Source organism: Dongia sp. P2_B8, assembly GCF_056404715.1.
Map to the genome: position 1 here is coordinate 1,294,406 of NZ_JBFUDM010000003.1, position 18,733 is coordinate 1,313,138.

General features: G+C 61.4%; 21 protein-coding genes. 6 read left to right on the forward strand and 15 right to left on the reverse strand.

The annotated features are described in order from the left end of the window. Positions 1 to 7: 7 nt before the first annotated feature. Positions 8 to 700 (reverse strand): hypothetical protein, encoded by a 693-nt coding sequence (locus tag AC1DWZ_RS13565; RefSeq protein WP_477169430.1) that lies wholly within the window; start codon positions 698 to 700, stop codon positions 8 to 10. Then, complete coding sequence (locus tag AC1DWZ_RS13570; RefSeq protein ID WP_477169431.1) at positions 697 to 1,272, reverse strand: sigma-70 family RNA polymerase sigma factor; 576 nt, start codon at positions 1,270 to 1,272, stop codon at positions 697 to 699. Before AC1DWZ_RS13570 ends, AC1DWZ_RS13565 begins: the two co-directional genes overlap by 4 nt. 227 nt (positions 1,273 to 1,499) lie before the next feature. Here AC1DWZ_RS13570 and corA point away from each other — a divergent pair, with 227 nt between their 5' ends. Further along, the gene (corA, locus tag AC1DWZ_RS13575) at positions 1,500 to 2,471 is read left to right on the forward strand and encodes a magnesium/cobalt transporter CorA (protein WP_477169432.1); all 972 of its coding nucleotides are present in this window, start codon (positions 1,500 to 1,502) and stop codon (positions 2,469 to 2,471) included. Between the two features lie 116 nt (positions 2,472 to 2,587). Here the strand turns inward: corA and pspF are convergent, their stop codons facing one another. Beyond that, positions 2,588 to 3,589, reverse strand: a complete 1,002-nt coding sequence (pspF, locus tag AC1DWZ_RS13580) for a phage shock protein operon transcriptional activator (RefSeq protein ID WP_477169433.1) — start codon at positions 3,587 to 3,589, stop codon at positions 2,588 to 2,590. 150 nt (positions 3,590 to 3,739) lie between these two features. Between pspF and AC1DWZ_RS13585 the strand changes: the two genes are divergently transcribed. The 4 genes from AC1DWZ_RS13585 to AC1DWZ_RS13600 are packed head-to-tail and all read left to right on the forward strand — an operon-like array spanning position 3,740 to position 5,335. Then, complete coding sequence (locus tag AC1DWZ_RS13585; protein ID WP_477169434.1) at positions 3,740 to 3,892, forward strand: hypothetical protein; 153 nt, start codon at positions 3,740 to 3,742, stop codon at positions 3,890 to 3,892. Positions 3,893 to 3,944: 52 nt separating this feature from the next. Further along, a complete protein-coding gene (gene pspA, locus AC1DWZ_RS13590; protein WP_477169435.1) occupies positions 3,945 to 4,616 on the forward strand; it encodes a phage shock protein PspA in 672 nt (223 codons plus the stop codon). A gap of 60 nt (positions 4,617 to 4,676) precedes the next feature. Continuing rightward, entirely contained in the window at positions 4,677 to 4,913 is a 237-nt protein-coding gene (gene pspB, locus AC1DWZ_RS13595) for an envelope stress response membrane protein PspB (RefSeq protein WP_477169436.1), read from the forward strand. Next, complete coding sequence (locus tag AC1DWZ_RS13600; RefSeq protein WP_477169437.1) at positions 4,910 to 5,335, forward strand: PspC domain-containing protein; 426 nt, start codon at positions 4,910 to 4,912, stop codon at positions 5,333 to 5,335. Before pspB ends, AC1DWZ_RS13600 begins: the two co-directional genes overlap by 4 nt. 159 nt (positions 5,336 to 5,494) lie before the next feature. Here the strand turns inward: AC1DWZ_RS13600 and AC1DWZ_RS13605 are convergent, their stop codons facing one another. From AC1DWZ_RS13605 to AC1DWZ_RS13650, 10 genes are all read right to left on the reverse strand, one after another. After that, on the reverse strand, positions 5,495 to 5,830 hold the full coding sequence (locus AC1DWZ_RS13605; protein WP_477169438.1) for a DUF1491 family protein: 336 nt from the start codon (positions 5,828 to 5,830) through the stop codon (positions 5,495 to 5,497). Continuing rightward, the gene (locus AC1DWZ_RS13610; RefSeq protein ID WP_477169439.1) at positions 5,827 to 7,515 is read right to left on the reverse strand and encodes a thiamine pyrophosphate-binding protein; all 1,689 of its coding nucleotides are present in this window, start codon (positions 7,513 to 7,515) and stop codon (positions 5,827 to 5,829) included. The genes AC1DWZ_RS13605 and AC1DWZ_RS13610 overlap by 4 nt, the downstream gene beginning before the upstream one ends. A gap of 97 nt (positions 7,516 to 7,612) precedes the next feature. Continuing rightward, entirely contained in the window at positions 7,613 to 9,025 is a 1,413-nt protein-coding gene (locus AC1DWZ_RS13615) for an amidase (protein WP_477169440.1), read from the reverse strand. A 12-nt stretch (positions 9,026 to 9,037) separates the two neighbouring features. Beyond that, positions 9,038 to 9,838, reverse strand: coding sequence for an ABC transporter permease subunit (locus AC1DWZ_RS13620; protein WP_477169441.1), 801 nt, complete (start codon positions 9,836 to 9,838; stop codon positions 9,038 to 9,040). Beyond that, complete coding sequence (locus AC1DWZ_RS13625; RefSeq protein WP_477169442.1) at positions 9,835 to 10,686, reverse strand: ABC transporter permease subunit; 852 nt, start codon at positions 10,684 to 10,686, stop codon at positions 9,835 to 9,837. Before AC1DWZ_RS13625 ends, AC1DWZ_RS13620 begins: the two co-directional genes overlap by 4 nt. A gap of 2 nt (positions 10,687 to 10,688) precedes the next feature. Further along, positions 10,689 to 11,792, reverse strand: a complete 1,104-nt coding sequence (locus AC1DWZ_RS13630) for an ABC transporter ATP-binding protein (protein ID WP_477169443.1) — start codon at positions 11,790 to 11,792, stop codon at positions 10,689 to 10,691. Positions 11,793 to 11,830: 38 nt separating this feature from the next. Beyond that, positions 11,831 to 12,175, reverse strand: coding sequence for a hypothetical protein (locus AC1DWZ_RS13635; protein ID WP_477169444.1), 345 nt, complete (start codon positions 12,173 to 12,175; stop codon positions 11,831 to 11,833). Positions 12,176 to 12,218: 43 nt separating this feature from the next. Next, entirely contained in the window at positions 12,219 to 12,680 is a 462-nt protein-coding gene (locus AC1DWZ_RS13640) for a GNAT family N-acetyltransferase (RefSeq protein WP_477169445.1), read from the reverse strand. A gap of 9 nt (positions 12,681 to 12,689) precedes the next feature. Further along, positions 12,690 to 13,175 carry a YajQ family cyclic di-GMP-binding protein gene (locus tag AC1DWZ_RS13645; protein ID WP_477169446.1) on the reverse strand — a complete coding sequence of 162 codons (486 nt, stop codon included), beginning with the start codon at positions 13,173 to 13,175 and terminating at the stop codon, positions 12,690 to 12,692. Positions 13,176 to 13,217: 42 nt separating this feature from the next. Further along, positions 13,218 to 14,549 carry an MATE family efflux transporter gene (locus tag AC1DWZ_RS13650; protein ID WP_477169447.1) on the reverse strand — a complete coding sequence of 444 codons (1,332 nt, stop codon included), beginning with the start codon at positions 14,547 to 14,549 and terminating at the stop codon, positions 13,218 to 13,220. A 267-nt stretch (positions 14,550 to 14,816) separates the two neighbouring features. Between AC1DWZ_RS13650 and AC1DWZ_RS13655 the strand changes: the two genes are divergently transcribed. Continuing rightward, positions 14,817 to 16,886 carry a putative bifunctional diguanylate cyclase/phosphodiesterase gene (locus AC1DWZ_RS13655; protein ID WP_477169448.1) on the forward strand — a complete coding sequence of 690 codons (2,070 nt, stop codon included), beginning with the start codon at positions 14,817 to 14,819 and terminating at the stop codon, positions 16,884 to 16,886. 63 nt (positions 16,887 to 16,949) lie between these two features. Here the strand turns inward: AC1DWZ_RS13655 and AC1DWZ_RS13660 are convergent, their stop codons facing one another. Together AC1DWZ_RS13660 and AC1DWZ_RS13665 are read right to left on the reverse strand one after the other, a co-directional pair. Beyond that, on the reverse strand, positions 16,950 to 17,792 hold the full coding sequence (locus AC1DWZ_RS13660; protein WP_477169449.1) for an ABC transporter permease subunit: 843 nt from the start codon (positions 17,790 to 17,792) through the stop codon (positions 16,950 to 16,952). Further along, positions 17,789 to 18,733: an ABC transporter permease subunit gene (locus AC1DWZ_RS13665; RefSeq protein WP_477169450.1), complete on the reverse strand. Its 945-nt coding sequence runs from the start codon at positions 18,731 to 18,733 to the stop codon at positions 17,789 to 17,791. Before AC1DWZ_RS13665 ends, AC1DWZ_RS13660 begins: the two co-directional genes overlap by 4 nt.

The following is an 18,733-nucleotide window of genomic DNA, read 5'->3' on the forward strand; positions in this document are numbered from 1 at the left end:
GCCCGGCTCAGCGCCGCTGGGCGCTGGCGACCAGATCCGGCCGCGATTGCAGCTTGGCGATCGCACCTTCGGCACTGGCGGCATCGGTGAGGCCCAGGATGAAGGTCTGGCCCGGCTTGGGGCCATCGATCACCGTGGCGTTGATCTCGCCCAGCATCTGCGTCAGCTGCGCGGTAGTTACCTCAGGACGGAACGAGACGATGAGGCTTGCGGTTGGGACTGGCAGGGCAGCGCCATCGCTGGCCGTTGCATAGCTTTCGCCGGATGCCGGATCGCTGGACTGGAACGGCAATTCGCCGAGCTTGTAGAGGAACGCACCCTGCGCCACGACCAGCGCACAGGCAGCGACCAGAGCAAATTGCAGGGCCGGTCTTGGCGCAAACCAGGATCCCAGCAGGCGCTCGAAGAAGCCGGGCTCGCTGGCAGTCACGTAACGCCGCTGCTTGGTGGTCTCGATCTGCTGCAGCAGCCTGGTGAGGTTGGCGGAAGAGGGACCGCCGACCGCATCGCCGGCATCGACCACGGCGCGGCGCTGGTCGCGTGCGGCATCCAGCTGCTCGCGCAGGTCAGCCGAGCCCTTCAGCATGCTTTCCACCGAGGCGCTCTCGGCGCGCGAAAGCTTGCCGGTCAGATACCAGGGCAGCAATTCCTGCGCCTCTTCAAGATTGAGCGGGCGCTTGTCGTCTTTTTGGGCGCTCATGCGATCGCTCCTTTCACTCCAGCTGCCTCAAGCAGCACCTTCAGGCGCTGACGCGCATAAAACATGCGGGTCTTGACCGTGTTCTCCGGCAGATCCAATACCTCGGCGATCTCCTGCACCGAAAATTCCTGATAGTAGGCCAGTTGCAGGATCTCACGATGATCCAAGGACAACCGGTCAATCAGGCTCAGCAGCAAGCGCGACATATCCTTGTCCGATGCCTGGACGTCCGGAGTCGGCGCGCCATCTTCGATATTGGCTGCGACTTCCTCGTCCAGGGCAACTTCGCGCATCCGGCGCAAGCGGCTGACGGCCTTATGGTGCCCGATCGAGAACAACCAGGTCGTCACTGACGACTTGCCCTCGAACCGCCCGGCCTGGCGCCACACGTCCAGCATCGTTTCGCTGAGTACTTCCTCAGCCATCTCGCGGTCCCGCACCAGCTTCACCAGAAAGGCGAAGAGCGGGCGGTTGTGCCGCTGATAGAACTCTGTAAAGGCGGCCCGGTCGCCCTTGGCAATCCCATCCAGGAGCTTTCCATCGGGAATGACGTTACCCGCGTCCAGCCTCATACTATGTCTGCCATCTTGTACAATTTGTCGCCCAATCAGATCATTAGGTTCAATGTTATTTGGATTATTTGGCGGTCCTGGCCCGTTTCGGTGGCCAAATCGAGGCCGGCCGCAGGGTAATCTGCCGTAAACGGCTTGTATAGGCCGCTTGCCACGATGATCGGCCTGGGCTAAGCGGGTTAACGGGTTCAAAATACGCGTAAAATGAGTCTGGGCAGGTAGCTCCTATGGGACATGTCGTCGATTGTGCGGTCTATGAAGCAGGGCGGCGCCTTGGCAGCCTAGATATCAACGACCAGGAACAGATGCGGGTCCAGCCCGGGCGGGTCATCTGGATCGGGCTTTATGAACCCAGCCAGGAAGAGCTCGCGAAGCTGCAACATTATTTCAGCCTGCACGAGCTGGCCGTCGAAGATGCTTACCGCGCCCACCAGCGTCCGAAACTGGAGCTCTATGGCGAGACCCTGTTCGTGGTGATGAAGACCGCGCAGATGGAGGGGCCCCATGTCGCCATGGGCGAGACCAGCTTCTTCATCGGCCGCGGCTATGTCATCACCGTGCGTCACGGTCCGTCGACCCCCTACACCGAAGTCCGCGCCCGCTGCGAGCATACGCCGGAGAGTTTCAAGAAGGGCGAAGACTTCATCCTCTATGCGCTGATGGATTTCATCGTCGATCGATACTTTCCGATCGTCGAAAGCATCGAGGACGATATCGAGCGGCTGGAGGAAGCGGTGCTCGATGGCAAGAGCACTTTCGACGTCCTCGAAGAGATCGTGGTGCTGCGCCGCGATCTTCTGCACATGCGCCATGCCGTGGCGCCGCTGCCGGAAATCTGCCAGCGCCTGATGCGCTATGACATGGCACTCATCGATCGCAATACACATCCTTATTTCCGCGACGTGCTGGACCATACCAACATCCTGCTGGACCGCATCGAAAGCCTGCGGGAATTGATCAAGACCGTGGTCGACACCAAGATGCTGATGAGCGCCATGAAGCAGAACGAGGTGATGCGGCAGCTGGCGGCCTGGGCCGCCATGCTGGCCGTGCCCACGGCCGTTGCCGGCATCTACGGTATGAATTTCGAGCACATGCCGGAATTGACCTGGAAATACGGCTATTTCGGCGTATTAGGCGCCATCTTCGTCATATGCGGCCTGTTGTTCTGGCGCTTCAAGAAATCTGGTTGGCTGTAGGCTTCATATCATCTCATCGTCATGCCCGGGCTTGACCCGGGCATCTGTCAATACGGGATGTATCTCGCCCATTCGACTCTGATCCCCGGGTCAAGCCCGGGCATGACGAGCCCATCTCAAATTTTATACTTGGCCAGCAGCCGCCGGAGCTGATGGTAGCTAAGGTCGAGCAGTTGCGCGGCGCGGGTCTGGCTGCCGCCCGCAGATTTGAGTGCACGCTGCAACAGATCGGTTTCAAATCCCGCAACGGCGGCTGCGAACCCGGCCAAGGGTGTTGGTGTGCAGGCAGCTGAGGGGGCTTCCGCAGCTTGCCCGCCGAGGCGCCACGGGCTTTCGAACGGATCGATATGGATTTCCGGGATCGGCTGTTCCATTGGGCCGGCGCGATAGACCGACCGCTCGATCACATTGCGCAGCTCGCGGACATTGCCTGGCCAGGCATGGGCCAGCAGCATCCGCTGGCATTCCTGGGTGAAGCCTGGAAAGAGGGGATGACCTAAAGTCTTCGCCATGCGCACGCCAAAGGCGTCGCTGAGATCGATGATGTCGGACGGCCGGGCACGCAAGGGCGGCAAGGTGACGACGTCGAAGGCCAGGCGATCCAGAAGGTCCGCGCGGAATTCACCGGTCGCGGCCAGGGCCGGCAGATCGACGTTGGTGGCGCCGACGACGCGCACGTCGACCTTCAAGGTCTGTTCGCCGCCGACCCGTTCAAACTCGCCATATTCGATGACCCGCAGGATCTGTTCCTGGAGCCGCGCCGAGGCCGTGGCGATTTCGTCAAGGAACAGGGTGCCGCCATCGGCGCGCTCAAAACGTCCCCGCCGCCGCGTCCGCGCACCCGTGAAGGCGCCGGCCTCGTGACCGAACAGCTCACTCTCCAGCAGGGTTTCGCTCAGCGCCGCGCAATTCACCTTGGTGAAGGGCCCCTCCCAGCGTGGCGAGAGGTAATGCAGGCGCTCGGCAAACAGCTCCTTGCCCGTGCCGCGCTCGCCAATGACCAGGGCCGGCCGGTCAAGCTGCGCCAGCCGCGAGACATGCTCCAGCGCCTCCAGGAAGGCGGGATCGGAGCCGAGCAGGACGGTTGGTTCGTTGGATTGGGTGGTTGATTCTGCCATCTGTGCAGAATAGCCAATATTGGCGATATTAGATAGCTATAACCGCTAATATAGAAGCAATGAATCAGCTAACATATTGAAATATATAAGATCGCTCGTTGGCACGGGCCCTGCAATTCACTGCGTATCTTGATTTAGCAGGAGCCTGCCATGACAGACGATGCAAACCCTCAGTTCCGCCGCGGTATTGCCGCCGATCTCGACCGCGCTGCGGCCTGGGTCAAAACTTATCTCGGCAGCCGGACGGCGTCGGATTGGGGCTTCTTTGCCTGTGGCGTCGCCCTCGGCCACTTCCTGCTCTAGTTCCGCTTTGCATTTCCCGAACACTCATAGACTTCTCTGAAAGGACCCCATCATGGGTATTTTTTCGCGCCTCAGCGACATCGTGAACGCCAATCTCAACGCACTTCTGGACCGGGCCGAAGATCCGGAAAAGATGGCGAAACTGATGATCCAGGAGATGGAGGACACGCTGGTCGAGGTGCGCTCGGCGGCCGTCAAGAACATCTCGGAAAAGAAGGAAATCCAGCGCCGGCTTGAGCAATTGGCAGCGGCGGAAGCCGATTGGGCCGCGAAGGCGGAGTTTGCCATCGGCAAGGGCCGCGACGATCTTGCCAAGGGCGCCCTGCTCGCCAAGCGCAAGCTCGCCGAAAGCGCCGACATGCTGCGGGGCGAACTCGCCGCCGTCGAAGAGGCGCTCACCCGCCATGACGAGGATCTGGCCCGTCTGCAGTCCAAGCTGCAGGAAGCCAAGGCGAAGCAGAAGGCGCTCCTCATCCGCCTCAACGCCGCCCAGAAGCGGGTGCAGGTGCGCCGTACCCTGGCCGACGGCCGGGTCGACGATGCCCTGGCGCGCTATGAAACGCTCCACCAGAAGATCGATGAGCTTGAAGGTCGGGCCGAGGTTTACGATATGGGTCAGGCGAAGACCCTGGAGCAGGAGTTTGCCAGCCTTGAAGCCGAGACCGGCCTTGATGCAGAGTTGGACGCGCTCAAGGAGAAGCTCCGGTCCGAGCGCAAGGCCTGAACCCCGTGTTCTGGCTAAGCGCCATCGCTTCAACCGCCCAACATCCCAAAGGGATCGTCGATGAGTCTGCTCGAGTTCATGTYCGTTCCTGCGATCCTGTTCATGGTCATCGTGGCGCCGCTGTGGCTGATCTTCCACTACAAGACCATGTGGAAAAACCAGAAGCAGACTGGGACCACGGACGAGAAATCGTTCAAGGAGATGTGGGGCGTGGCCCAGCGGCTTGAAAGCCGTGTGGCCAATCTGGAAAAACTGCTCGACGCCGAGGCGCCGGGCTGGCGGGAGCACAATAAATGAGTGGGGACAATTCGTCAGATACGCCGCGTCCGTTCTGGGCCTTCCAGGGACTGCGCCGCATTCCGGAACAAGGCCGCGTCAGCGGCATCTGCGCCGGCATCGCCGTCCATTGGGGTGTCAGGCTGAAATGGGTCCGCATCGCCGCCGTGATCGCGTTGATCTTTGCGCCGATGTTCACCTTGATCGCCTACGGCCTTGGTACGTTCTTCCTGAAGCCGGTTGATATCGAACCTGTGCGTGCCGCCGAGAAGCCGAGCGAGAAAGACAATTGGGCGACCGGTGAACTGCCACCGGATCTCAGCTTCCCGAATTTGCGGCGCAAGTTCCGCGAGCTTGAGGAACGGGCGGGGGCGATGGAGACGCAGGTCACGTCGCAGGAATTCAGCCTGCGCCGCGATTTCAGGCGGATGGGCGAGGTATAGCTGAGTCATCCGCCAAGGCACCCGTCACTTATGCCCCCACCCCGACCCTCCCCCTGAAGGGAGAGGGAGTTTGGAACGCGGTGACTGCGCAAACTCAGCCTAAAAGCCCTCTCCCTTCAGGGGGAGGGTTGGGTGGGGGCTGTCGCTGGAGAGCTCACGTCAAAGAATCTTCCCCGGAAACGGATTCCGTCCGGTGCGGTCCTCGATCTCGACTACCCAGAGATCGGGGTCGCGATGGACAGAGCGCGCGATATAGGCGTCGGCATCCATCTCGGTGAGAAGGGCGCCGGCCTGTACCGGCAGCCAGGCGATCTTGCCTTCCTGGTCGCGCGTCTGCGTGAGCAGCTTGCAGCCGGGTCCCAGCAGATTGAGTTTGATCAGGATAGCTCCGCCCCAGGCATCGCCTTTATGCGCGATGACAGCCGTCAGTCCTTGTGCAAAACACTGGCGCACATGTCCTTGAACAAACAGCTCTGTCGAGAGGCGGTCGGTCACGGCTTCTGCGATTTGAGCGCCGCTTCACGAAGGTCGGTGAGCGAGGCCTTGGGCGTGATCGCTTCCGGGTCAAGCCGCAACTCAAGGAGCGCTGGCTTGCCCGCTGCCAGTGCGCGCTCGAAGGCGGGTGCGAACTGTGCCGTGGTCTCGACCAGTTCCGCATGGGCSCCATAGGCTTTACCGAGTGCTACGAAATCCGGATTATGAAGATCGGTGCCGCTGACGCGACCAGGATAGGTCTTTTCCTGGTGCATGCGGATGGTGCCGTACATGCCGTTGTTGATCACCAGGAACACGGCGTTGGCGCCGTATTGCACGGCAGTCGCCAATTCCTGTCCGTTCATCATGAAGCAACCGTCGCCGTTGAAGGAGACGACGATCCGCTCTGGAGCCGCGAGCTTTGCCGCAACCGCCGCCGGCACACCGTAACCCATCGACCCGTTGGTGGGCCCCAGCTGCGAGCGGTACTTGCGATATTGATAGAAACGGTGGCTCCAGGTCGCATAATTGCCGGCGCCATTGGTGAGGATGGCATCAGCCGGCAAGCGCTCACGCAGCCACGCCATGATGTCGCCCATCTGCAGGCTGCCTGGAATGGTGCCGTGCTTGATATTCTCGAGATAGTCGGCGCGGGCACCCGTGGTCCAACTGTCCCAGGCCCTGTGGTCGACCGGTCCCAATTTCCGGACGGCGCGCGCGAAGGCCGCCATGCCACTGTTGATCGGCAAGGTCGCCTGATAGACGCGGCCCAGCTCTTCGGCGCTGGCATGCACGTGGACGAGCTTTTGCGCCGGCACCGGAATGTCGATCAAGGTGTAGCCAGACGTTGTCATCTCGCCAAGGCGCGCACCGACGGCAATCAGCAGGTCGCTTTCGCGGATGCGCTGCGCCAGCTTCGGGTTGATGCCGATGCCGACATCGCCGACATAGTTGGGCAGCGTGTTGTCAAAGAGATCCTGGCAGCGGAAGGCACAGCCGATGGGCAGATTGTTGGCTTCGGCAAAGGCGCGGAAATCAGCCACGGCATCAGCGTCCCAGCCACCGCCGCCGAGGATGACGAGCGGGCGCTGCGCCTTTGCCAGCATGGTGCGGAAAGTCGCCATGTCTTCTTCGCCGGGATGACCGCGACTGACTTTAAAGTGCGCAGCATCGCCGACCTCGACCACATCGGTCAGCATATCTTCCGGCAAGGCGAGTACGACGGGGCCTGGCCGGCCGTTGACGGCGCGATGGAAAGCCTGGCTCACCAGTTCCGGAATGCGGGCGGCATCGTCGATCTCAGCCACCCATTTCACCATCGGGCCGTACATGCGGCGGAAATCGATTTCCTGGAAGGCTTCGCGCTCGACCTGGTCGCGGGCGACCTGGCCGATGAACAGGATCATCGGCGTCGAATCCTGGAACGCCGTATGGACGCCAACCGAGGCGTTGGTGGCGCCTGGGCCGCGGGTCACGAAGCAGATGCCGGGCTTGCCGGTGAGCTTGCCATAGGCGTCGGCCATGTAGGCGGCGCCACCTTCCTGGCGGCAGACGATCAGCTTGATCTTGTCCTGGGAATCATGCAGCGCATCAAGCGCTGCCAGATAGCTTTCGCCGGGGACGCAGAATGCCATCTCCACGCCATGGCCGATCAAGGCATCGATCAGAATCCGGCCGCCGTTGCGCGGCTTTACGTTCTTGGTCATTGGGGCACCCGAGAGAGCAGGAAGGAGTGAAAATGCAGGCTAGGGCTAGCGCCTTTTGAGCCTGTTTGGCAAGGGCCAGGGATTCAAGAGGCATGCTCTAGAGTGGCGGGCGTTGATCCGCCCAGGGCTGCAGCTTTTCCAACGCCGCCCCCAGGCCCAGGACACCCCGGTCGTCATGGCGACGGCCGATGATCTGCAAGCCAATGGGCAGCTTGTCGGTGGTGAAGCCTGCGGGCACCGATAAGGCCGGGCAGGGGCTGACGAAGTTCCAGACCGAGGTGAAGTCGAGGGCGTGATACTGCCCCCGGTCATCCAGCTGCCAGTATTCGGCATCATTGCGGCCGACCTTGGCGGCCGGCTGGCACATCGTGCCGGTGAGCATGGCGTCATTGCGCGCCAGGATCGGCTGAATCTCGCCCCACATCCGGGTACGCACGATCTCGATCTTCTTGAATTCGACCGCGTTCATGGCGAGGCCGGCTTCCATCAACCGCACGACATTGGGGTCCATCTTGGCACGATAATCCTTCAGCACATGGCCGAAGAAGGTGGCGAGATAGACACCCCAATGCTGGCTCCACAGATCGTCCTCATCCTTGCCCCAGGGAAGGGAGACTTCCTCGATGATGGCGCCTTGCTTGGCAAAGAGATTGGCTGCGTGCCGGACAGCGGCTTCGACCTCCGGGTGCCAGACGTGATTGCCGACCTTGAGAAGCAAAGCGAGGCGGCGGCCCTTGAGGTCGCTGGGCAGCGGCGCATTGAAATCGAGCGCCGGTTGCAGCGATTGGATGTCGCGCTCGTCTGGCCCCTGGGTGATTTCCAGGAACAGGCAGGCATCGGCGATGGTGCGCGCCAGCGGGCCGAAATGCGACAGCTGATCGAACTGGCTGGGCAGGATGGTGAAAGGAATGCGGCCGAAGCTCGGCTTCAACCCGACGATGCCGCAGAAGCTGGCTGGGATGCGCACCGAGCCACCCATGTCCGAACCTTCGGCAAAGGGGACGCAGCCGCTGGCAACCGCCGCCCCCGATCCACCGGACGAACCGCCGGCGGTGCGCTCCAGATTCCACGGATTGCGCGTGATGCCCCAGAGCGGGCTCTCGGTGAAACTCGAATAGGCGAATTCCGGTGTCGTGGTCTTGCCGACGAGGATGCCGCCAGCCTTCGCCAGGGCCTCGGCAATCGGCGCGTCATGATCCGGCACCCAATGTTCGTAGGCATAGGAGCCGAGCGTCGTGCGCTTGCCCTTGGTCGGCGTCAGATCCTTGAGCGCATAGGGGACACCGTGGAGCGGGCCGCGGAACTTGCCTGCCTTGGCTTCAGTTTCCATTTCCCTGGCCAGTGCCAGCGCTTCCTCCGGATAGACAAAGCAAAAGCAATTGAGCGCCGGATTGACGTCGGCGATCCTGGCCAACGCATTGGTGACCAGCGTCACGGGCGAGAGCGTGCCGGCACGAATGCGCGCGGCGAGTTCGGTGGCGGGTGTAAAGCAGAGATCGAGGTCGGTCACGATCTTATCCGTTCAAGCTTGGGTGAGGCGCCGAAGATGACGTGTGACCACAACCAGCAGGGCCACGTCAATGATCAGAATGAGAGCGACCAGCGCATGATAGAGCGGCGAGGCATTCTGTGCGACACCGGAGAGGATGGCGCCCGGCAGCAGGACAGTATCGCCCGACAAGGCATTACCGAGGTAGAAGTCCCCCAGCGACAGGATGAGCGCCAACAAGGCGCCAAAAACGGCATAGGGGCGCAGGATCGGCCATTCGAGTTGCCGGAAAATCGTCAGCTCATCGGCACCGGCTTCGAGGGCGGTCCGCCGCCAGCTGGTATCGATCCGGCGCCAACCGAGGCAAAGGATGCCGGCCACCAAGGGGGCCGCCACCGCGGCCTGACTGGCGGCCACCAAGGACATCCCCAAGAAATTGCCGCCCCATTGCGCAAGCTTCAGGCAAGCCAGCAGAAACAAGGTGCCGAGGCCAAAGCGCGGCAGCAGGAACGGCAGGGCTGAAATCAACACCAGATACAGGTGGCGTCCCGCAAGCCATTGCCGCCAGATCACCGAGAGGCAGAACCCCCAAAGCGATGCCAGGATCGCCACGATCACGGCAAGCAGCGGCGTTTGCAGCAGGGCCGGCGCGATGCCGGCTTCCTTGGCGAGGGCTGCCATCATCTGGCTGGCATCCGCCACCAGGATGATGCCGAGGCTATAATAGAGGCCGAGGCCGAAGATCGCGGCGACCGGCAGCAACAGGAACAGCAGCAGCAGCAAGGCTGCGGCATAGATGCCAAGCGACGGCGTGCGTCTTACGCGGCGGATCATGATGGGGTGCCCTTGCGCATACGTTGCTTCAGGATACCCACGAGCATCAACGGCAGCACGGCGATCAGCAGGATGAGCAGCAACATGACGGCGGCATAGGGCCAGCCGGTTTCGCTTTCCAACGCGCGCTGCAGCCATTCGGTCGCTTGCTGGAAATCGCCGCTGCCAAGCAGGCGCGGCTCCAGGAAGCTGCCGACCGACCCGCAAAAGACGATCGCGGCCGTGAACGCCAGCAGGCGGCTATTGAGCGGCACCAGAATTCGTCGCAGCAGGACAAAGCTGGTGGCACCGCATTCCCGCGCGGTGCTGAGGATCTGCCGGTCGGTGCGCGCAAAGCCCCAGGCGATCACCAGGATCGCCGCTGGCAACCAGGCGTGGAGGCTGGCAATCAGTTCGGCCGGAAAGCCGGCCAGGAGGGCCGCGGGGATGATGTCGAGCAGGGCCAAATCCTTGAAAGCCTGCATCCAGCCGAGGATGCGCATCCCGGGATCGACGAACCAGATCATGATGACGATGCCGAGTACAAGGCGGCCCAGCCGCCTGCCGCGGATACCGATGACATAGGCGAGCGGGATGGCGAAGATTGTGGCCAAGGCGGCCGACAGGCTGGCGAGGACGATGCTGTTGAGAAGAGAGAGGCGCGCTTCGGGTGATGCCAGCACGCGCAGCCAGGCGTTGGCTGAGATCGTCGCTGGCGCGTCGGGCGCATCCTGCAAACTCAGCCACATGACGAAGAGGAGGGGGGCACCAAACAGACTTGCCTGGCCGAGGACAGCGAGCCAGGCCAGACCGGACAGAGGACCCCGCTGGGGATCGTGCGCAGCTGCTGTCGGAGCGAGGCCGGACATCATCAATTGCCCGGCAGCAGGAATGCGTCGGCGCGATTCCAGCCCAGGGTGATGCGCCTGCCGATCTCAAGAGGGAACGGTGCCGGCAGAGGGATGTCGGCCACGATCCCGCCAGCCAGCCCTTCAACTGTTACCCTGATCTGTGCGCCGCCACCGCGCGGCATGACATCGGCGATGAGGCCATCCGTCAGCATGTCGAAGCGGCGAATTCCGAGGAACAGCCGGACGACCTCCGGGCGCACCAGCATCAGTGCCGCCCCGGTGGTCAAGGTCGGATGGCAATGGTCGCGCGCTATCTCGCCAAGGCCGGCCTGCAGGATCGAGCTCCGCAGCAATACCTTGCTGTCCTGGATGTCGATGTCGACCGGAATGAGATTGCAGGGGCCGGCGAGGCGCGCGATGGCGGCATTGGCCGGGCGCCCGAACAGGTCGTCAGGCTTGCCGCGCTGTGTTTCGCGGCCATCCATCAGAACAGCAATGATGTCAGCGACAGCCATCGCCTCGGCCAGATCGTCGGTGATCAGCAGGGTGGTTACGCCGAATTGCCGATGCAGGCGCTTGAGCTCCGGCAGGAAGGCGCGGCGTGCCGCCGGCGCCAAAGAATGCAGCGGCCGTTCCAGCAGCAGCACCTCCGGTTCGCCTCCGAGCGCGCGGGCGAGCGCCACACGCACTTGTTGCTCCGGGGACAGCTGACCCGGGAGCAGTTTCAGCATGTCGGCGCTCAAACCGCATTCATCGATCAGGCGGTCGATGCGATTCTTGACCTCCGCACGGTCATGGCCGCGCTGCTCCAGCGGAAAAGCAATGTTGGCAAGCACCGTGAGGTGTGGGAACAATGCCAGACCCGCGCGTATGGTCATGATCCCGCGTTCGCCCGGCGCCCGCAGTGCCAGATCTTTGCCATCAAGCAGGATGCGGCCATGCTGCGGCCGAACGAAGCCAGAGACAATATCGACGACCGCACGCGACGCCAGGGGATCAGGGGCAACCAGGGCCGACAGGGTGCTGCGCTCAAGGCTCGCAGAAAACCCATCAAGGACAAGGCTCGCCCGCGGGCCGACGGTCAGATCGCGAAGATCGAGATGGCTCGGCCCGGCTATGCTCATCTTGGCATCATCATCGCCGCTCACTCATGGCAGCGATCTCAATGGTGATGCGCTTCATGCAGCATGGTCTGCCGCATGCCGGTATCGTAGCTGTGGCCCGCCGGTGTCAGGATGCAGGCGCGCGGGAACATCGACTGGATCAAGCCTTTGCGCTCGAGAGCCTTCCAGGCGGCTTCGTTGCTAAGCCCCGTGGCGTCGCTGGCGGAGAGGACCCATGGCCCGAGATGAAAATGGTCGCCGTGAGCATGCGGCAGGCGCTGGATCAGGGTGTGGCCCGCTTCTTCCGCCGGCACGGCATAACCTTCCAGGCCAGAGAGTGCCTGGAGCAAGGTCAGCGTCTTCAGTTGCAGGGCGTTGAGATTGAGCGGATTCTTTTTGGCCATGGCAATTCTTCCTAGATCTGGGTCAGAAGTGGTCGAGTGCGACTTAAGCAGTAAGCGTCTTTTCCATGAAAAGCGAATTCGGGTCGGACTGGTAGCTGCCGAATGGGCCGATCTCATGAAACCCGGCGGCCCGATAAAGCGCAATCGCTTCCGGCTGCTTGATACCGGTTTCCAGGCGCAGGCAGCGCAGACCCACCGTGCGTGCGTCGGCTTCCAAGGTCGCTAGCAACCGGCTGCCGAGCTTCAGGCCGCGCGCCTTCGGATCGACGAACATGCGCTTGATCTCGGCATAGCCGTCCTGACGCCGGATGGCGCCGATGCCGCGCACGTCGCCATCGACGCGGGCGACGTAGAAGCTGGTATCGGCATCTTGCAGGGATGCAAGGTCAACCATGTGATTGCTTTCGGCCGGATAGAGGGCCGCGTGATAACTGTCACTGGCGGCAAGCAGTACGCGAATTGCCGGCTGGTCGGGATTTTCGAGACGAATGACGGGCTTGAGCAAGATGGAACCTCAATCGCGGAAGTTGGTGTATTGCAGTGGCTGCTCGATCTTCAGGCCTTTGACGAAGGCGATCGCATCCTGCAGATCGTCGCGCTTCTTGCCCGTGACGCGCAATTCGTCGCCCTGGATCGATACCTGGACCTTCAACTTGCTGTCCTTGATGTCCTTGACGATCTGCTTGGCGAGCTTCTGGTCCAGCCCCTGCTTGACCAGCACCTCCTGGCGGCGCGAATTGCCGGTGGCCTTCTGCTCTTCCTTGAATTCAAGGCAGCCGGCATCCAGCTTGCGGCGGGTGATGTAGACCTTCAGCAATTCCTGGACCTGCTTCAGCTTCAGATCGTCATCGGCATTGATGGTGATCACTTCGTCCTTGCGCTCGACGGTGCATTTCGACCCCTTGAAATCGAAACGCGTGGCGATTTCGCGCACGACGCCCTGCACGGCATTGTCGACTTCAGCGAGTTCGGTCTTCGAAACGATGTCAAATGACGGCATCGGAACCTCCCAGATCGTCAGGAAAATGTGCCATAGGGCCCCTCAATGTGCCAATGCCCTAGGTATCCTGGGATACCACAGGTAAAGCGGCACCGCCCGCAGCACGAAGAACAGCATCAAAGATGCCCACAGCCCGTGATTGCCGAAGGCCGGAATGAGGAAATATTGCGCGATGATGGCGCCCAAGGCAGCCAGGACCATGCCATTGCGCATTTCGCGGCCGCGGGTGGCGCCAATGAAAACACCATCGAGGATATAGCACCAGAAGGCTACCAAGGGCGTCGCGACCAGCCAGGGCAGATAGGGCAGGGCCTGTTCGATGACGTTGGGGTCGCTGGAAAAATAGCCGACGATGGTGGGACCATATTGATAGAGCAAGGCCGAGAGTGCCAAGGCCGTGAGGAGTGCCCATGCCAAGCTGCCCCAGACGGCCGTCCACAATTGCCGGCGATCGCGAGCACCGACAGCTTGGCCGGTCAAGGTTTCGGCAGATTGAGCGAAACCATCAAGCGTCTGGGCGATGACAGCCAGCAAAGTGAACAGAACCTGGTTTGCCGCCAGCATGGCATCCCCCATGCGCGCGCCTAGACCAACGAAATAGACCAGGACAAACATGATCGCCAGCGTACGCAGGAAAATGTCGAAATTGACTGACACCAACACGAACATTTTGTCGAGATCGATAAGGCTGCCGGCCTCGTCGCTCAACGGAACGATGCGCAGCAGCCGCCGTGCAACGACCAGACCGGCAACGGCCGTTATCGCCTGCGACAGGGCGGTCGCAATGGCGGCACCATCGACGCCAAAATGAAACTGGAAGACCAAAACGTAGCACAAGACAATGTTGAGGCCGTTGAGCAGCATCTGAAGGGCCAGCGCCTTGCCGACTCGTTGCAATCCCAGGAGCCAGCCGAGAATGACGTAATTGGTCAGGTCGAATGGGGCGCTGAACAGGCGATAGTGAAAGTATCGTGCCGCAAGGTCAGCTACGGCTTCACTCGATCCGAACAGCGGTACCGCCACGAACGCGATCGGCACCATCACCAGCAGTATGACAAAGCCGAAGGTCCAGGCCAGGGCCAGGCCCCGGTTGAGGGTGGCTTTGATCTCGTCGCCATCCTCGGCGCCGAAAGCCTGCGCAGTGAAGCCGGCGGTCCCCAACCGCAGGAAGGCAAAGGCCCAAAGCACGAAAGTTGCCAGCGACGCACCCACGGAAATGCCACCCAGCGCGACCGCGTCCCCGGTCTGCCCGACCAGGGCGGTATCGACCAGATTGGGCAAAACGGCCGTGAAATTGGCCAGCATCGCCGGAATCGCCAGGAGGAGAATGCGGCGATGTGTGGCGTACGGGGATGTGGCGGCTATGTCTGTCATACTGCTGCGATGCGATGGGCGCGGCAATATAGGCAGGGCGTCCAAGGGCTGGCAAGCCGAGTCACGGTCGCCATGAACCGGGCATGCCCGAAATTTTGCCACTATTTCAGGACCCTAGGTCGGTGGTAAGGTATCCTTAATCAATTCCCTCTAGGTAACGATAACCATTTCCTCGATTGGCCGGAGCAGCCATGCTGGTTGCTCCTGGGCAATCTAACCCTCAACGCTCGGGCGCTGGCGACGACCGGGTTGAGATCGGGTGGCACGATGCGTGACGGCCACATCCTTTGTTTGCTCGATGACGAAGCTGAAAGCGTCGTCGTGCGCGAAGCGTTTGCGAAGGCGCGCTATGACGTCGACCGCGCCGTATCGCGCGACGAGATTGCCACGGATAAGAGTGTAGAGCCGCCGGCCGATTTGCTCCTGATGCGCGTGCGCGATTCGCAAAAAGATGGCGACTTCATCCGCAGCGTTCGCCAACAGCACGCATCTGATCAATTGCCGATCGTATTTTTGGTCGACGAAGGCGCCGAAGAACTGGTTGAACACTGCCTATCCTGCGGTGCGGACGATTTCCTGACCGTGCCGATCCATCAGGCCGAATTGCTGGCGCGGGTACGCAGTCAGTTGTCGCGCTCGCGTGCCATCGCTGCCAGCCGGATCGAACGGGAACGCTTCGCACTTGCCGTTGCCGGTTCCAGCGACGGTATCTGGGACCTGACGCTGACGGATGATGTCCTCTTCATGTCGGCCCGCTGCGCCGAACTGCTGGGGCGCAGCGTCGAGGAAGGTTTCAAGCGCCTCGATGAATGGCTTGCGATCATTCATCCGGACGATGTCGACCAGTTCCAAGTTGAGCTGCGCAACCATCTGGAAGGCATCACGCTATCGCTGCAGATGGAATGCCGCATGCTGCATAGGAACCAGACCTATCGCTGGTTCCTCGTGCGCGGCACCGGGCAGCGCAACGCCACCGGCAAGGCATTCCGCATTGCCGGCTCGCTCACCGATATCAGCGAGCGCAAGCTGACCGATGCGATGACCGGCTTGCCGAACCGCATCGTGCTTTATGATCGCCTCAATCAAACGATCGTCAAGAACCGGCGTAAGACTTCGGCCAATTTCGGCATCATCCTGCTGCAGATCGACCGGTACGAGACCATGCGCGAAGCCTATGGCCAGGTCTTCTGCGATGCCGTGCAGAAAGTCGTCTCGCAACGCCTGGTCGGCACCCTGCGCACCACAGATACGCTCACCATCATGGGTGAGAACACGATGTGCATCCTGCTCGACGTCATGCGCGACGATACCGATCTGGTGCGCGTTTCTCATCGTGTCCGTGCCGCTGCCGAAGAGCCTATCACGCTGGGTGACGAAAGCGTGCTCTTGAGCCTTTCCATCGGCATGGCCCAGGCCCAGGCCCATCACCAAAGTGCTGAGGACCTGATCCGCGATGCGACGGCGGCCCTCAACAAGGCGCGCGCCGAGGGTGGCGGGCAGGAAGTTGTGTTCGATCCCGACATGCAGCGCCGGGCCCGCGACCGACTGCGTATCGAGGCGGAACTGCATCTCGCGTTGAAACGGGGAGAGTTGCTGCTGCTCTACCAGCCGATCGTCGATCTCAATTCCGGGCGTCTTGCCGGATTCGAAGCACTGGTCCGCTGGCAACACCCGCAGCGCGGCATGATCTCACCGATGGATTTCATCCCGATTGCCGAGGAAACCGGCCTTATCGTGCCAATCGGCACCTGGGTGGTGCAGGAAGCCTGCCGCCAGGGTCGCGAATGGCTGGACCAGGAAGGGAATTCCGACCTCTTTATCAGCGTCAACGTGTCGTCGCGGCAATTGGACGGTCCCGCCTTGCCGGAGATCGTACGCCAGGCGCTAAGGCAGAACCGGTTGGCGCCCTCGCATTTGAAGCTCGAGATCACCGAAAGCGCCGTGATGCGCGACTTCGAACTCACCATGAAGCTGCTGAAGCGGCTGAAGGAAATCGGCGTCGGCCTGTCGCTCGACGATTTCGGCACCGGCTATTCGTCTTTGAGCCTGCTGCGCCGCCTGCCTGTCGATGTCCTCAAGGTCGACCGGTCGTTCGTGACCGCGATGACCGTCGATGCCAGTGGCGTCAAGATGGTGGAAGCCATTCTGCAACTGGCACGTCTCTTTGACCTCAAGGTCGTTGCCGAAGGCATCGAGCATGAGGAAGAAGAGAAACTCCTCAAAGAACGCGGTTGCGAATTCGGCCAGGGTTGGCGCTATGGCAAGCCCCTGCCGGCCGCGACCTGCCTCGAAATGCTGCGTGAGCAGCGCAAGGCAGCCAAACGCATCGCCGGTTGATCTGATCTTCCGACAGAAACGGCGCCGCTCCCATGAAGCGGCGCCGTTTTCGTTTTTTGGCGACTATTGGTTGGCTTGCAGGGCGACCTGGATGTCGCGCTGCCGCCGCTTCTCGCTCCGCGTCATGATGATATGCGAGGTGATGACGCCGGTCGCAACCACCGCAATGATGAGCGTTGCCAAGGCGTTGATGGTTGGATCGACGCCACGCCTCACCTTGGAGAAGATCAGCTGCGGCAGAGTGCCGGAACCCGGGCCATTATTGTAGAGGGTGATCACCAGATCATCCAGCGAGATGGTGAAGGCGAGCAGCCACCCGGAAACGACGGCGGGCGCCACGATCGGCAGCGTGATGACCATGAAGGTCTTCAAGGGCTTGGCGCCGAGATCGAGCGCCGCCTCCTCAAGCGACATGTCGAATACCGAAAAGCGCGATTGCATCACGACCGTGACATAGGACATGCAAAAGGTAATGTGCGCGAGGATGACGGTGGGAAAACCCATGCTTCGGGGCCAACCGAACACATCGCCCATCGCCTTGAACAGCAACAGCAAGGAGAGACCGGTGATGACTTCCGGCATGACCAGCGGTGCCGTCACCATGCCGCTGAAACCGACCCGGCCGCGGAACTTGCGATAACGTGCCAGCACATAGCCGGCCATGGTACCAAGCACCGTGGCACAGGTGGCGCTGATGGCGGCGATCATGAAGCTGTTCTTGGCGGCGGTGAGCACGGCGGAATCGCTCAGCAACACCGGATACCAGCGGGTCGAGAAGCCGCCCCACAATGTCATCAGTTTGTTGGCGTTGAAGGAATAGGTCACCAGAACGAACATCGGCCCATAGAGAAAGGCAAAGCCGAGGCACAGGACCAGCAGGATGAACCAGTTGAGGCGGTTGTTCATTTCGGCGCCTCCTGGGATTTGTTCTGGAAGTACTGGAACAGCATGATCGGAATGACCAGGAGCAGGAGGATGGCCACCGCGACGGCGGATGCCATCGGCCAATCGCGGTTCTGGGCGAATTCGTCATAGACGACCTTGCCGATCATCAGCGAATTGGGACCACCCAGCAGTTCCGGGATGACATATTCACCGACGGCCGGGATGAACACCAGCAGCGCCCCGGCAATAATGCCGGGCAGGGAGAGCGGAATGGTAATGACGCAGAAGGCCTTCAATGGCCGGCAGCCGAGATCCTGGGCTGCTTCGAGCAACGACAGATCCATCTTCTCGAGATTGGCATAGAGCGGCAGGATCATGAACGGCAGATAAGTATAGACGATGCCGATATACATCGCGACCGGCGTATAGAGGATCTGCAGCGGTGCGTCGATGAGGTGGAGCGCCAGCAACGTGTCGTTGAGGACGCCTTCCTTGCCGAGGATGCCCATCCAGGCATAGACGCGGATGAGGAATGAGGTCCAGAATGGTAGGATGATGGCCAGCAGCAGCAGGCTGCGGGTCGAAGGCGAACAGCGCGCGATGCCGTAGGCCATCGGATAGCCGATCAGCAGGCAGAAGACCGTTGAGATGGCAGCGAGCTGTAGCGAATTGCCATACGCCTTGATGTACAAGAGGTCGCCAAACAGCCGTTTGAAATTGTCCATCAGCTGTTCGTGCGGCACGCTGTCCGGCCCGAACATCGGCGTATAAGGCGGCTGCGCAATGAGCGTCTGTGCGAAGCTGATCTTGAGGATGATGACGCAGGGCACGACGAAGAAGATGAACAGCCATAGATACGGAACCAGGATGACGGCCGTTCGCTGCTTGACACCAAGCACGTTGAGAATGTGGTGAATCTGCCGGCCGAGCGGCAGGGAGGTTTGCGGAATTTCCGATGCCAT